At 34.8% G+C, this 15,727-nt stretch carries 10 protein-coding genes; 8 read left to right on the top strand and 2 right to left on the bottom strand.

All coding sequences use genetic code 11. The features are described 5' to 3' along the window. Positions 1 to 1,243: 1,243 nt before the first annotated feature. From ACFIKN_RS06285 to lpxK, 5 genes are all read left to right on the top strand, one after another. A complete protein-coding gene (locus ACFIKN_RS06285) occupies positions 1,244 to 2,575 on the top strand; it encodes a TldD/PmbA family protein (RefSeq protein ID WP_273790421.1) in 1,332 nt (443 codons plus the stop codon). Further along, positions 2,562 to 3,368: a 3'(2'),5'-bisphosphate nucleotidase CysQ gene (locus ACFIKN_RS06280; RefSeq protein ID WP_375658090.1), complete on the top strand. Its 807-nt coding sequence runs from the start codon at positions 2,562 to 2,564 to the stop codon at positions 3,366 to 3,368. The genes ACFIKN_RS06285 and ACFIKN_RS06280 overlap by 14 nt, the downstream gene beginning before the upstream one ends. A gap of 46 nt (positions 3,369 to 3,414) precedes the next feature. Next, the gene (locus ACFIKN_RS06275; RefSeq protein WP_273790423.1) at positions 3,415 to 3,660 is read left to right on the top strand and encodes a DUF4170 domain-containing protein; all 246 of its coding nucleotides are present in this window, start codon (positions 3,415 to 3,417) and stop codon (positions 3,658 to 3,660) included. 1,409 nt (positions 3,661 to 5,069) lie between these two features. Next, on the top strand, positions 5,070 to 6,392 hold the full coding sequence (gene waaA / locus ACFIKN_RS06270; protein ID WP_375637504.1) for a lipid IV(A) 3-deoxy-D-manno-octulosonic acid transferase: 1,323 nt from the start codon (positions 5,070 to 5,072) through the stop codon (positions 6,390 to 6,392). Continuing rightward, positions 6,382 to 7,422 (top strand): tetraacyldisaccharide 4'-kinase, encoded by a 1,041-nt coding sequence (lpxK, locus tag ACFIKN_RS06265; protein ID WP_273790425.1) that lies wholly within the window; start codon positions 6,382 to 6,384, stop codon positions 7,420 to 7,422. The genes waaA and lpxK overlap by 11 nt, the downstream gene beginning before the upstream one ends. 19 nt (positions 7,423 to 7,441) lie before the next feature. On the opposite strand, the gene ACFIKN_RS06260 is transcribed toward lpxK, so the two are convergent. Together ACFIKN_RS06260 and mutL are read right to left on the bottom strand one after the other, a co-directional pair. Next, positions 7,442 to 7,678 (bottom strand): DUF2093 domain-containing protein, encoded by a 237-nt coding sequence (locus ACFIKN_RS06260; RefSeq protein WP_273787833.1) that lies wholly within the window; start codon positions 7,676 to 7,678, stop codon positions 7,442 to 7,444. A gap of 109 nt (positions 7,679 to 7,787) precedes the next feature. After that, on the bottom strand, positions 7,788 to 9,656 hold the full coding sequence (gene mutL / locus ACFIKN_RS06255; RefSeq protein ID WP_375631035.1) for a DNA mismatch repair endonuclease MutL: 1,869 nt from the start codon (positions 9,654 to 9,656) through the stop codon (positions 7,788 to 7,790). Positions 9,657 to 9,893: 237 nt separating this feature from the next. On the opposite strand from mutL, the gene ACFIKN_RS06250 reads away from it, so the two are divergent. The 3 genes from ACFIKN_RS06250 to ACFIKN_RS06240 all read left to right on the top strand — a co-directional run bounded on the left by ACFIKN_RS06250 (position 9,894) and on the right by ACFIKN_RS06240 (position 15,153). Continuing rightward, the gene (locus tag ACFIKN_RS06250) at positions 9,894 to 10,982 is read left to right on the top strand and encodes a 2'-deoxycytidine 5'-triphosphate deaminase (RefSeq protein WP_273790427.1); all 1,089 of its coding nucleotides are present in this window, start codon (positions 9,894 to 9,896) and stop codon (positions 10,980 to 10,982) included. 1,138 nt (positions 10,983 to 12,120) lie between these two features. Then, entirely contained in the window at positions 12,121 to 13,269 is a 1,149-nt protein-coding gene (gene lldD / locus ACFIKN_RS06245) for an FMN-dependent L-lactate dehydrogenase LldD (protein WP_273790428.1), read from the top strand. A 1,611-nt stretch (positions 13,270 to 14,880) separates the two neighbouring features. Then, the gene (locus ACFIKN_RS06240; protein WP_375658089.1) at positions 14,881 to 15,153 is read left to right on the top strand and encodes a hypothetical protein; all 273 of its coding nucleotides are present in this window, start codon (positions 14,881 to 14,883) and stop codon (positions 15,151 to 15,153) included. Positions 15,154 to 15,727 lie beyond the last annotated feature (574 nt).

Here is a 15,727-nt window from a genome sequence, read left to right as displayed (position 1 = left end):
AAATTACAAAATGATCAATTATGATTATAAATCAAAGTGTTTTTTTGATTAAAAGATTATAAGAACAGATAATTTCTTTGATTACTTTTCTAGAGAGTGCAGTTCTAAAAGGCTCTAGATGATAAAATAAAACCTCCCTTAATTTTCGTAAAAATTAATCTCGTATCGTTGTATGTATTTGGTTTAAATGTTTAAAAAGCGATTTTTTAAAATGCGCACAGATATCCCAGTTTCTGCAAATATTTTTGTATCTATTAAAACAATTATGAGCGATAAACTTGCCCAAATTAATTGGAAGAATATGCTTATTGTAGATTGAATTGAACAATAGATACAACATTGAGTTTTATATAAAAGTTTTATTGATTATCGTTTTATAACAATATTACGCTTCTTTATTTTTTAATGGAAGGAAAAGAGGAAGGAGTGTAGTTCTTAAATCAAAATCTATCCAGTATTTTGGGATTTTTGTTTCAGGAAAAAGAGTCTATTAAGTTATATCTGTTTAGTAACAAAATAACCAGTTAAGGATGAGGCATGAAAAATGAGATGCTCTTGATTAGACGCATTAGAAACGAGAGAGAATGTTATGATTATAACTTATTTCTGATAAATATAAAAAATGAGTTCTTTGTGATATCACGCTTATGAGAATAAAGAAGCTAATGACTGCTCATTTTGTTGAAGCAATAACGCAAGAAAAATTTTTTTATTCCGTTTATATTTTTTTGTTTACAAGATTGCCATCTTATTATGAGAGAGTTTATAGAAGCAAAGAAGTATACACAAATATAAGGCATTTTCTTGATTCTTGCTTGGAAATTAAAGAATGCTATAGGAATGAAGGAAGTTATTTGACTATCCAGAGGACATAAGGCTTGTGACTTAAGTCATTTTATACTTTTCGAATTTTTGAGGATTTTGGCTTAAATTCAAATGTTATTGTTAGGCCTTTTGTTAATTGCCAAATTTTCGGTTGATTTGATTGTCAGTACAGATTGGATTATCTAAAATGATAAGGGCCCATGAGAAATCTTGAAACTAAAGAGATTTTACGGCATATACAGCATATTACGTCTTTTCATAAAGAAGCTAAAAGGGAAATGATTTAATGCATTAAAAAAAAGAATGCATGAAATATGCATAATCTTATGAATAAACACACAAGAGTTATATTCTGATTTGTATAAATTTGTCAGAATGCTTATCAATGTAAATAATAAAATATTTTAGGGAGTCTATGATGACTGACAAAAACCAGATTGAGAAAGCAGTTTCGCTGGTTGAAGCAGCAAGGCGTTCTGGGGCAGATGCTGCTGATGCTGTTATTGTTCATGCTCATTCTACCAGTGTATCAGTTCGTTTTGGGAAAGTTGAATCGACAGAAGCAGCAGAGAGCAATGATTTTACTCTAAGGGTTTTTGTTGGAAAAAAAGTAGCAAGTGTTTCTGCTAATTTAGGATCTTATCCGCAAGAACTTGCGGAACGTGCTGTTGCGATGGCTAAAGCTTCTCCCGATAGTTTATTTGAAGGTTTGGCAGATAAAGAGTGTTTGGTTAAGCATCCTAAAGATCTTGATCTTTTTGATGATTTTGTACCTAGCAGTCATTTTTTAACAGAAGATGCTTTAAAAACAGAGGCAGCAGCTCTTGATATTAAAGGTGTAAGCAATTCTGGTGGCGCTGCAACAGCTTATGGCCGTAGTGGGTTTATTCTTGTGACCAGCGATGGTTTTTGTGGAGCCTATCGCTCAAGTTGTTTTTCACGTTCTTGTAGTGCTCTTGCAGGTGAAGGAACACAGATGGAGCGGGATTATGATTATACAACAGCCTTACATTTTTCTGATTTAGAGGCAGCAGAAACTGTGGGAAAGAATGCAGGGCTTGGTGCAGTTCGACGTTTGGGTGCAGTTCGTGCGGCAACTGGGGGCGTTGATGTTATTTTTAATCCGCGTACGGCTCGTGGAATTGCAGGGCATATCGCATCTATGGTCAATGGAGCCTCTGTGGCTCGAAAAACGAGTCTTTTACAGAATTTCCTAGGTAAGGAAGTGATGAAGCCTAATGTTAATGTAACCGATCAACCTTTGCGATTACGTGGAAATGCTTCTCATCCTTTTGATGGAGAAGGGGTAGAGGGACAAACACTCAATATTATTGAAAATGGTATTTTAAAAAATTGGCTTCTTTCATCATCTACAGCACGTGAACTGGGACTTAAAACAAATGGACATGGTGTGCGTTCAGCATCATTAGTGCAGCCGACCAGTACAAATTTTGCTATTGAACCGGGTTTAGTATCGCCTTGCGATATGATAAAAGATTTGCGAAATGGATTTTATGTGACCGAATTATTCGGTCATGGCATTGATTTTATTACTGGTCAGTATAGTCGTGGGGCTTCCGGTTTTTGGATTGAAAATGGTGAAATTGCTTATCCGGTGAGTGAAGTAACGCTAGGCTCTGATTTGCTTCATATGTTAGCACATTTAACACCTGCCAATGATATTGATCGGCGTTATGGTACAGCAGCTCCAACATTATTAATTGAAGGGATGACACTTGCAGGAAAATAATACGCATCATTCTTCTGATTTAAATCTTTTGCGTGACGTTTGTCGAGAGGCAGGAGATTTAGCAATGCGGTATTTTGGATGCACGTTGGATGTCTGGATTAAAGAAGGTGATTCCCCGGTCAGTGAAGCAGATTTTGCTGTTGATCATTTCTTGAAAGAGAAGCTTCTAGGGGCACGTCCAAATTATGGATGGATTTCAGAAGAAACAAAAGATAATCGAGAAAAACAAGATTATTATGAGCGCTCTTTTGTTGTTGATCCTATTGATGGAACGCGTGGTTTTCTTTCTGGCAGTCCTTATTGGTGTATTTCGGTTGCCATTATTGAGAATGGGCGTCCTATTGTGGGCGTACTACAATGTCCGGCTCAAGGAGATGTTTATACAGCTGTAACGGGTGGAGGGGCAACATTAAATGGGATAAAACTTCCTCGTTTAGCCTTTCAGGTTCATCGAAAATATAAAATTTCACTTGATAAATCGCTCGCACAAAAATTACCAGATGATTTCCTCAATCAAGTTAGTCTTTACCATTATCTTCCTTCTCTTGCTTATCGTATTGTTCTTGTTGCTCAAGATGAAATTGATATCGTATTAGTTCGTCCAAATTGTCATGAATGGGATATTGCCGCTGCTGATCTTATTTTGCAGGAGTGTGGAGGGTGTTTTTTATCGCTTGATGCCTCTTTACTATCTTATGGAATTGAACCTTACCAATATGGACTTTTAATTGCTGGTAAAAATAATTGCTGTCAAGATATGATAGATGTTGTTCGTCAAACAAAGTTAGTTTAATCACGTAAAAGCATGCTAAAATAATTTAAATAATATAGAGGCACATATGACTGAAACCAACGAAAAAAAACAATATTTACATCTTGTATTTGGTGGGGAATTAAAAAATCTTAACAGTAATCAATTCAAGAATCCCGATGATTTAGATGTGGTTGGTATTTTCTCAGATTATAAATCCGCTCAAGAAGCATGGCAGGCAAAAGCGCAAAGCAGTGTAGATAATGCATTACAACGTTATTACATTGTAGATTTGCATCAGTTTCTTGATGCTGAGTTAGGCGATGCAGAATAAAGCTTGAATATTTGGTTATTATAGCCTGTAGATTGCTGCACGCTTTTGTTTAGTCGTCCTTTTCATAGGTACTTTCTTCGAGTAAAATAGAACGTCGTAAAAAAGAATATGCTTGTTGTTTAAAATTCATATGTTTTCTTAAAAAAAACATCTCTCAAGGCACCCAAACCCATTTCATAATAGTGTTCGTGCAAGGTATAAAATCCATTGTTGCACCACCATCTTTGCGCTTAATAAAAATGCAAGACAGTTCTATCAACCTATTTGCAACAGCAATATTATCATGACAGCGATCACTCGAAGTTTATGATTATATTGTGAATAGTCGCTCTGCTCTTGAATGGGTATGAGACATTAATGCGTTAAGATTAATACAAAGAGTAGCATTATTAATGATACGAATTACTACTCTATTGAGATTATTAGCACTCCCTACTTATCCATTGGAATTTTTTCAACGAGTTATTACTATAAGCTTAGAAACCATGAAAGTTGTTAGAAACTTACCAAAATTAGAAACTTAGAGAAACTGAATAGATTTATAAAGTTAACTTACCTCATAAGGGCTTCTTGAGTACTCGTTTAAAACTACAATCTATAAGTTAGTCATTTTGTGTTGATTATATACAATCTTAAAAGGAATAAGATATCATGCAACCTCCTGAAAAGAGAGGATTTAAAATTTTGAAAACTCTTATTTAAATTGCTGTAAGACTTTTAAGAAATTCTCTATTAAACAAGATTAGATTTTTCTGGATTACCTTTAAGAGATGATATCACAATTTAAAATGAGAACTCTATACCATTCAAAAGTTTTTTTTTAAAGATTTGTTTGACATATTCATTTTATTGAAATGAAACAATAGAGATTGAGCTTCCTTTTAAACATATTTTATTTATATTAGGTTGTAATGTCTATATGGATTATTTTTTGAAAAATTGACAATACCTAACATATGTAAAAATAAGTTTTTTTCTCTAAAATACCAACGTGTACAATTCAAAGCCTCACTAAAATCATAAGAAGTATTTATTCAGTGAGCTGAAAAAATATGTCATAGGTTGTATGGTATTTATCATTTATATTTTCAAAATTATAATTGATTGAAAAATAGTTTTGTTATTTTTGAGTAAGATTTTTATAGGGTGCAGAATGAAGTGATAAAATTTCATTAAAAGAGATTTAAATAATGTGTATATGTTATTTTTATAGGAAAGTTTTAAAAAAAATATGGTGATAAAATTGCATTTTTTGTCCTTTATATATTGAATTTTCTCATGGATTAAGCGTTTTTTATTTAAGATATGGATGATATTAAAAAAATACGGAAGCAACCACTAGTGTTGATGATTTTTTTAACAAAATAAGCATATAGATATCTTAAAATAGCTGGATGAGGTGATTTTAAATGGTAGAATTAAAGGCACATACGGCTCTTTTAAGCTATCGGATAATTGGTTTTTGCTTATGTCCTGTTATTCCTTTTTATTTGTTCTTTCGTGCTATTCGTGGAAAAGAAGAGTGGTGTCGCAAAAAAGAGCGTTTAGGTAAAAGTTCTCATGTACGCCCCCAAGGTTCATTAGTTTGGTTGCATGCAGCAAGTGTTGGAGAAACACTTGCACTTTTTCCACTTGTAAATTATATTTTATCATTGAAAATCAATGTATTAATGACAACAGGGACTGTGACCTCTTCTACTCTTGTGAAAAAACATTTTGGTAATAGGTTGATTCATCAATATGCTCCTTTGGATTTAGATTTTGCAGTGCGCCGTTTTATTAGTCATTGGAAGCCTGATCTCGTCTTGATTTGTGAATCAGAAATTTGGCCCCTTCGTATTAAAGAACTTGCAAAAATGCGTATTCCGCAGATTTTGGTTAATGCCCATATGTCTGAACGTTCTTTTAAAGCTTGGCAAAAACGACGCGTTCTTGCCAAACATATTTTTAAGGATATTGATTTGGCGATTGGTCAAAACGAAAGAGATGTAGCTTATTACCATAAACTTGGCGTAAAATCTGTTACGTTTTCTGGTAATCTCAAGGCTGATGTTTTTCTGGTTGAAAATCAAGCATTGCTTGCACGTTATCGTAATGCTATCGGCAATCGCCCAGTTTGGGCAGCTGTTTCAACGCATGAAGGGGAAGAGGAGATTGCTTTTGAGGTCCATAAGATTGTTAAAAATTATTTGCCAGATTTATTGACAATTATTGTGCCTCGTCATCCTGAACGTTCAGAAGATCTTATCAGAAAATGCGATAATAAGGGGTTAAGTTTTATTCGTAGGAGTAGAGATGCTGTTCCAAACATGAATACCGATATTTTATGGGGAGATACCATTGGAGAAATGGGGCTTTTTCTTCGCTTATCGAAAGTTTCTTTCGTTGGTAAATCGTTATGTGGAAATGGTGGACACAATCCATTGGAATTGGCTTTACTTGGTTCCGCTATTTTGACAGGGCCCCATGTTTCAAATTTTCAAGAGATGTTCAAACAATTTCTAACGCATGATGCAGCATATATGGTTCAAGATACAAAACAGCTTGCTATTCAGGTGTATAAGCTTTTAACAAATGAAACATTGCGACAAGAAATGGTTGATAAGGCTCATGAAGTGGCGACAGGTATGGCAGGTGCACTTGAGCGCACATTAAAGATTTTAGATCCATTTTTACAACCCCTTGTAATACAAACAGGTTTACGTCAGCGTCAGGGTAGATATGCATATTAGCGCCCCCCATTTTTGGTGGAAAAATAAAAGCTTTTTGCGTTTTGTATTAGCCCCAGTTTCATGGGGGTATGGTTATTTTTCAAGTCGTTTTATGGCAAGACAGCCTCCCGTGATTAATCTGCCTGTTTTGTGTATTGGAAATTTTACATGTGGTGGTGCGGGTAAAACGCCGGTTGTTATTGCTTTTACCAAGGTGGCTAAAGAACTTGGTTTTGTACCTGGTATTGTATCTCGTGGTTATGGTGGATCAGTTAAAGGGGTACATCTTGTAAATGAGAAATATGATACTCCACACAATGTTGGAGATGAGGCACTTTTACTTGCACGGCATGCTTTTGTAGCTGTATCACCTAATCGTTATGCAGCGGCGCAACGGCTTAAGCAAGAGGGATGTAATCTTATTTTAATGGATGATGGATTTCAAAGTCGCCGTCTTTATATGGATTATGCGTTACTCGTTGTTGATGCGATGCGCGGTTTTGGTAATGGAGCTGTCTTTCCAGCAGGACCTTTGCGCGTACCATTAAAAACGCAGTTTTCTTTTATGGATAGTGTTTTATTGATTGGTCACTCCGATGTGCCTGATAATGTTGCTTTTCTTGTTTCGCGTACTGGAAAGCCTTTATATCGTGCTCATCTTAAAGCCAGTGCTTCTGATGAGGTTTCAGGAAAATCATTTTTGGCATTTGCCGGTATTGGCAATCCAGATAAATTTTTTAAATCTATTAAAGAATTGTCTGGTCATGTGGTGCAAACTTATATATATCCAGACCACTATTTTTTCACAGATGAAAATTTAAAAAGCCTTATACAAAAGGCTAAAATGCACAATTTATGGCTCGCAACAACAGCTAAAGATTATACCCGTATACAGACAATTCACACGCAAAAAGATTTGAAAAATCTTATTGTCTTTGATGTGAATGTCGATTTTGTTCAAAAAGACTTCTGTCGCATGGTCCTTGAGGAGGTCATGACCCGCTTTAGAAAACGTTCCCTTGAGTTTTCTTGTCTAAAAGGCAAAGGCTAAATTTATAGCTTTCAAAGGGTTATTTTTCTTTTGTTTTTAACAATTGCTTGAGATATGGGTTGCACTCAAGTTCACGTTGATAGGAGATTTCACAACTAGCATATGCTTCTTGGCGGTGATGATTCCAATATTTTAAATCATCTATAGGGATTTTTTGCCCGCTAACAGCACAAATAGTATAGGTACCATATTCTATAATGTCATATCCGTTATTAGAATAATGAATTTTTGCTTCGCGTTCACTATCGGAAAACATTATAACTCCTTTTTGCTTGATACAAGAGATTCAAGAAAAGTGCCATAAAATATATTATAAAGTCGAGAGTTAATTTAAAAATATTTTTCTTGTCAAAATGATGAAGAGTTTATTTTCTGCCAAAAAGCCGTTCTATATCTGCCAATTTGAGTTCAATATAAGTAGGGCGTCCATGATTACATGTACTTGTATTAGGTATTGCCTCCATTTGCCGTAATAGTGTGTTCATTTCTTCGGGGCGTAAAAGGCGCCCTGACCGTATTGAGCCGTGACAGGCCATCGTTGCTGCAACATAATCAAGCATTTCTTTTAAATTATTTGTTGTATCATACTCAGCGGCCTCATCTGCGAGATCTTTAATAAGGGCTTGGACGTTGATTTCTCCTAACATGGAAGGTGTTTCACGCACAACAATTGCTCCTGGTCCAAATGGTTCTATTCCTAATCCAAATTTTTGCAAAGCATCTTTATGCGTTAAAAGACATGTTGCATCCTCTTCAGAGAGTTCTACAATTTCAGGAATAAGTAATAACTGTGAAGGAAGCGGTTTGGAATAAAGTGCATTTTTGAGTGCTTCATAAACCAATCGTTCGTGAGCTGCATGCTGATCGACAATGATCAAACTATCTTGTGTTTGGGCGATAATATAGTTTTTATGGATTTGTGCTCTGGCCGCTCCTAATGGATAAGATAACTCTTCTGATGAAGATGTAGTGCTTGGAATGTATGCATCCCCACTTGGTGTATTTAAGCCCTCCATAATAGGAGCGGCATCTTCTTTTAAATCAAAAGAGCTAGTACTATCCAATGGTTTTTGGACCATTGAAGCGCTGGTAAAATGATGAGGCTGTGAACTGTAAGAAGAGGACAGGTGCGTGTTCTTAAAATTGCCTAATGGTTGTTGTGCCAATGATTGTTGTGCCAATGATTGTTGTGTTTGAAATGCAGCAAGCATTGCTTCAGAACGGGTTGAGGTAGGACGAATACCAGATTGCTGCAATGCTTCACGAATAGCTCCAACAATCAAACCACGAATTAATCCTGGATCACGAAATCGTACATCAGCTTTGGCTGGGTGAACATTAACATCTACCTCAGCAGGTGGGAGATCAATAAAAAGTATAGCGACAGGATAACGATCTCGTGTCATGACATCAGCATAAGCACCTCGGATAGCGCCCCATAGAAACTTGTCACGCACGGGACGCCCATTAACATAAGCAAATTGATGAAGGCTGTTATTTCGGTTGAAAGATGGTAAACAGGCAAAACCTGTTAAGCGCACCGCTTCGCGTTCAGCATTCAGCGCAATGCTATTAGGGGCAAATTCTTTTCCCATAATTTGCGTAATACGTTGTAATTGTCCTTGAATATTATTTTCTGTAGCAGACAGTTCCATAGATGTTCTGTCTAATCCTGAAAGAGAAAAGCGGATATGTGGAAATGCAATAGCAATTCGCTTAATCATATCGCTAATAGCATTTGTTTCAGCCCGATCAGTTTTCATAAATTTTAATCGTGCCGGCGTGACAAAGAAAAGATCACGAACTTCAACAATTGTTCCAAGATTTGCAGCAGCTGGTTTGGGTCCTACAATTTTTCCTGCAGTAACGGAAATTTCAGCAGCGCTCTCAGCATCTTTTGTTCGTGAAATGAGTTTAAGTTTAGCAACAGAACCAATAGAGGGGAGGGCTTCTCCTCTAAATCCAAGGAAGCAGATATTGTGTACGTCATCGGTAATCTTTGAGGTACAATGGCGAGAAACTGCTAAAGTTAACTGATCTGCAGGAATTCCATAACCATTATCACTCACCTTTATAAAATTTTTTCCACCATTTGCTGTAATAATTTCAATGCGTGTTGCACCAGCATCAATAGCGTTTTCAACAAGTTCTTTGACAACATTTGCTGGTCGTTCAATAACTTCACCGGCGGCGATTTGATTAATAATATTTTCGCTAAGATGGCGTATAATCATAATAAATTCTAACAGGAATCTTAAGGGTTCTATAGAAAATTATGATAACATCATTTGCGCGACATTCAAGAACAAGAGAGCTGAGAGGTATTATTTTTACAATACCTCCTATTTTATTTTATGTTAACAAATCAGTTGGAAAAAACATAGAAATAGTTTTTATCACTTTAAAATAGCTTGCACCAATTTATCATCTAGGTCAAAAAAGAAACAATGTAAAAAGGGAAGGCAATATATATGGCGCGTATAAGCGGTATTTTAGCAGATAGTGATATACAAGCTTTGATTGAGAATAACGTTCTCAAGGCTCAGTATCCATTTGATAGATCTCAAATACAACCAGCAAGCCTTGATCTTCGTTTAGGGGAGAAGGCTTATCGTATACGTGCTTCTTTTATGCCGGGCCCTAATACAAAAGTTTTGGATAAGCTTGAACGGTTAAAGTTGCATGAGTTTGACTTACGAGACGGAGCCGTTTTGGAAACGGGGTGTGTTTATATTGTTCCTCTTTTGGAAAGTTTAGCGTTACCAGAATTTTTATCTGCTGTTGCCAATCCCAAAAGTTCTACAGGCCGATTAGATATTTTTACACGTGTCATTACGGATAATGCTCAAGAGTTTGATAAAATTTGTGCTGGTTATCATGGTCCACTTTATTTGGAAATTAGTCCACGCACATTTCCAATTTTAGTGCATACAGGCTCACATTTATCACAGCTTCGGTTTAGAAAAGGGCAAAGTTATTTAAATGAAATAGAGTTGCACACTTTGCAAAGGCAAGAAACACTGATATCGGATGATTTTCCTAATATTAGTGTTGGTGGTATTGGTCTTTCCATTAATTTAAAGGGAGACGAAAACGGGCTTATAGGTTATCGTGGTAAACATCATACAAGTGTTATTGATATTGATAAACGTGCTGTTGCCCACGTTTTAGATTTTTGGGAACCTCTTTTTGATCGTGGTCAGAGAGAGTTGGTTCTTGATCCTGATGAATTTTACATTTTAGTTTCCCGAGAGTCTGTTCATGTGCCTCCGCTTTATGCCGCAGAAATGACTCCTTTTGATCCTTTAGTTGGTGAGTTTAGGGTGCATTATGCAGGCTTTTTTGATCCAGGATTTGGGCATAAGGAGGCGGGTGGAAAAGGAGCAAGAGCGGTTTTAGAAGTGCGGAGCCATGAAGTTCCTTTTATCTTAGAGCATGGTCAAATTATTGGCCGTTTGGTCTATGAGCATATGCTTAATCGACCATCAACCCTTTATGGACATGATGTTGGATCACATTATCAAGCACAGGGTTTAAAGTTGTCCAAGCATTTTAAATGAGTTGGGAACCACGAATTTTGATAACATGTATGCAGAAAGCGTATTTTAGATAAAAGAAAAATTTATCCTTCATAAAACCGGCACTATGCATTTTATTTTCAGTTTTCAAAGTTATGGGAGGGTATGAGAGGCATTTTTACTTCTTTTTTAAAGAGGTTTTATCTATACAAACTCCATTTATGATGTGCAAAAGAATAGTTTTGGTTATTTCATCATGACAAAATCTACAATGAAAGAATTTTACTATATTCAATATGTTATTCATATTTATTATTATAATAAATCAATAGGTTAATAAAATTCAATATAACAGTAGCGTATTCACTTTTCAAAGTAAATATGCGAGATTGGATGCTACACTTGGCGCCATTTTTCTAGAGCTTAAATGACCAGTATATTTTATTTCGTATAAAAATTATCCTTAAAAGCCAATAAATAAGTTTTTCACTACAGTTTAGTAACAATTTTTTTAAACATTGTTCTAATTTTAGTAACTCATTTATAGCCTCAAGATATAATATTGCTAGAAAATTATTCAATTAAATATGAAGAGCTTCTATTAGTATGAACATTAAAAGTTTTTTTATGCTTTATGTGAATTAGACACTGTATATTTTTATAAACTTTCATGAACAAGTAACAGGTTTCAGTTTTGAATATTGATATAAGAAGATTTATGGATGTATGCGACAGCTTTATTTACAGTATTAATAAAGGATTTTTTCATCTTTTGGAGGAGGTTATGGTTTATACTTAATGACACTCTATATTCTTAATAACTGATAATGTAAGGACCTTTGGAGGGAGAAACGACTTTAAATTATAACTAATTAAGCTACGGAGCAATCGCTTTCGAAGAGGTATTGGTTTAACGAGAGTATAACATTTCAATTGCACATGAACGATATATGAGTAGATACGTTATTAATGATACTGCATACTGTGAGATTTTAAATTTGGATAAGAGAAATAAAGACGTTGTTTTTATCAATTAGTTTTTTTAGAAAGTTGCAATCTCTGTTGCTTTTATCTATTCAATAGAGCGTTTTGGGAGGATGTCGAATAGGTAGGTATACGGATTCGCTTTTATGCGTTTTAGGATGTCTTCTTTTTTTATTTAGGAACAATGGTGCCATCAATGATTATTTCTTCAACACTTGATTATCGTAAAGCAGCAAAGCGTCGTCTTCCTCCCTTTCTTTTTCACTATATTGATGGTGGGGCTTATGCTGAAGAAACGATGCGACGTAATTGTACAGAACTTCAAGCACTTGCACTGCGTCAAAGGATTCTAAGGCAAGTTGGTGAAGTTGATCTTTCAATCAAGCTTTTTGATCAGACACTTGATTTACCGATTGTACTTGCACCTGTTGGGCTAACGGGCATGTATGCACGTCGTGGAGAAGTAAAAGCAGCGCGTGCCGCAGCGGCAAAAGGGATTCCTTTTACTCTATCCTCTGTTTCAGTTTGTCCCATTGCGGAAGTACAAGAGGCGGTTGGAGATGCATTTTGGTTTCAACTTTATGTTCTCAAAGATCGCGGTTTCATGCGTGATGCACTAGAACGGGCTTGGTTGGCTGGTGTACGCACGTTGGTTTTTACAGTTGATATGCCAATTCCTGGTGCACGTTATCGTGATGCGCATTCGGGAATGTCTGGTCCTTATGCTGGTTTACGTCGTTTTTTACAAGCTTTGACTCATCCATATTGGGCTTGGAACGTTGGTGTTATGGGGCGCCCTCATGATCTTGGAAATGTCTCCACTTATCTCAAAAAGAAAATTGCATTGGATGATTACGTTGGTTGGCTTGGTGCAAATTTTGATCCATCAATTGGTTGGCATGATCTACAATGGATTCGCGATTTTTGGAAAGGAAAAATGATTTTGAAAGGTATTCTTGATCCAGAAGATGCGCGAGAAGCAGTAAAATTTGGTGCGGATGGTATTGTTGTTTCTAATCACGGCGGACGTCAGCTTGATGGTGTATTATCAACAACACGAGCGTTGCCTGCAATTGCGGATGCTGTAAAGGATCATTTGACTATTTTAGTGGACTCAGGTGTTCGTTCTGGTCTTGATGTTGTACGCATGATAGCACAAGGTGCGGATGCTGTTATGATTGGTCGTGCTTTTGTTTATGCGCTTGCAGCAGCAGGTAAGAAAGGTGTTATGCATCTCCTTGATCTTTTTGCTAATGAAATGCGGGTAGCTATGACACTGACCGGTACTCAGACAATCAAAGATATTACACGCAAAAGTTTAGTGAATATAGATGTTTTTAAGTAACGAAATCAATATGTTATAACTTATTTTAGAAAAAGAAAGTCTTTTTATAGAGGAGCATAATTATATACTTTACAAATATGTTGATAGTTAAATTTAAATAGAAAAGATCAAGAAGCTCCTCTATAAAATAACAGAAAATACTAAGTAACTACAATAATACTAAGTAAATACAATAATATTAACGCAAAAATCTTAATAATAATAAACACAAAAAAAATACTAATAACATTGCATACATCTTTTATTTACGTTATTAACAGCTCATTCTATGGATAAAAAGGAACAAGCGCTGATATTAAAGGCAAAACAACTGTTGATATAGAAAAAATAGATATAAATAATGCTGTGAGCATTTTTCCCTCCTATATATAAAAACATAATATATTAATCACTCTTTTTCCACATTAGCATAAAATATAAACCTCATTTAGTTTTATTTTAATATAGAATAATATTAATTATGATATATAAATAAAATTATTAAAAATGTCAATATGTATTTATTGTAACATTTAATTATAATAAAATTGGATCAATATAAATAATTTTTCTATAATATATATATTATTTATATTAATTTTATTGAATAATATATTATAAGGATATGATATTGTTTTTATGGAGTACGTTTTTAAGCAATGAAAAAAATACCTGTACTATCTTTAAAAAAAGCTGGTTTACTGAGAGCAAGACTGCGTGAATTAATGTGCTTTTCTTGCATACTCAATGATTTATGATGTTTTTGAACTGGCGAACATATTAGGAAGCAGTTGAATATTTTTTTGTATAGTATGTCATTTCTAACACTATTTATGTGTTCTAGATTTATTTCATAATTTGTTAAAAATATCCAGTTTATTTTTATTACAGATGGGGTCGTTGTGTATTCATAATGATACAAATTGGCATAGAATGTTCCATAATCGATTTAACAATTACATCTCCAAGCTTCTCCATGGATACTATGCTCTTCACAGACAACAACAGATTGGTGAGATTGGCATAACTCTAGCACAGATATATTATCTCAAAGTTGAATTGTTGGCACACTTGTAATTATTGGGATAACTTCATGTTTTTTGAAGCTCTTCAGTAATATAAAGACAAATCTGAACAGTTTTTTCAGTAGCAAGTAAGAGAACATCTTTTCCTTTTTTTAACAGAAGTTTTGCTGATATCAATTTTTAAAGCATTTTTATGAATATTCATAACAGCACGCTTTCCTAAACCTATATAAACGGGTACAAGATTACTCAGATTAGCAGTTTCCATTTGATCGAATTACTCTCATAAGTAATTGGATAATATTTACTATATCGCTGAATAAAAAATAAAAGTTTTTCTCTCTTTCAAGAGAGGATGGGTTGTCATCTAGCCAATAGGGATAGTTTGCGAGCAATTTGTTCGATGCAAGATAATTTAAATTGCAGTTACTTTTTATCACTTGAAGCTGTGAAAAGAAGGCGAAGATAGATGAAAGAATGTAAAAAATGATGGATACATTTTAGGATAAAAAATTATAATCCTGTTAATTCCACACCTGTTGCAGCTGATATTGGTGGCAAAAGAAATTTTACCAAAAAATTATCAAAATTATTGAGGACATTCCTCATGGCATGTAGACTAAACCTTTTTGTTGGTATGGGTGGGATTTTCTTTGAGCTGAAATTGATTCTATCCCCTGAAATCAGCAATAATCTCTCAGGTTATGGCGTAAACTTTTTGGGGATGTTTCAACACCACTATCGTCCTTTTATGAAAATGTTAGCACTTCAGATAAGCAGCTGTGAGGAGTTTCAACGTTTAATACAGCAAGCTCCAGAAACTCTCACGGATTTAGAACGGGCTTCAAGATTTTTATATTTACAGCGATTAAATTTTTGAGAGAAAGTAAATCGTACGATGAGAGGTGAAACCCATCGTAGCGCGCGCGGGCTTAAGCCCTTCCAATTTGAAGGCGTGCTAAAACTTATTTTCCTCTGTTTAGCAGGTGTTAGCATTGAACATTTAAACTAGTCTATTTTTATTGTGCGTTATGATCGTCTAAAAATCTTGTTCTATCTTTTACCACTTTAATTGTGGTTCTGAAGGTTATAAAGAAAGGATTTTTATAAGCGAGAGGATTATCAGCCGATGTCTAAGCTGTTTGCATAAATAAAGGAGAGTTTTTTGTCTTTAAGCAATATGCTAGAAATTCAAAAAACTTTAGTTAACTTCATAAAAGAGATTACACCATCTTATACAGATTGCTCTGCAAATAACACAATTGCTGGTAAGGAATGGGGCATCACCAATTTTGATTTCTAAAAAAGAAACAATACGTATTAAATAGTCTTTAACTTTACAGACTTTTTAAGAATCCTTTCAGAACCTTTTAAAAAAAGTGAATTGATAGAAGATTTTCTATCAAAATATAGCAACTTTTCTAACAAGTTACGAATAAATCTAAAAATATATA

It is taken from the genome of Bartonella sp. CL436QHHD, from assembly GCF_042195105.1.
Classification (GTDB): domain Bacteria; phylum Pseudomonadota; class Alphaproteobacteria; order Rhizobiales; family Rhizobiaceae; genus Bartonella.
This window is presented reverse-complemented; position numbering and strand designations above follow the sequence as displayed.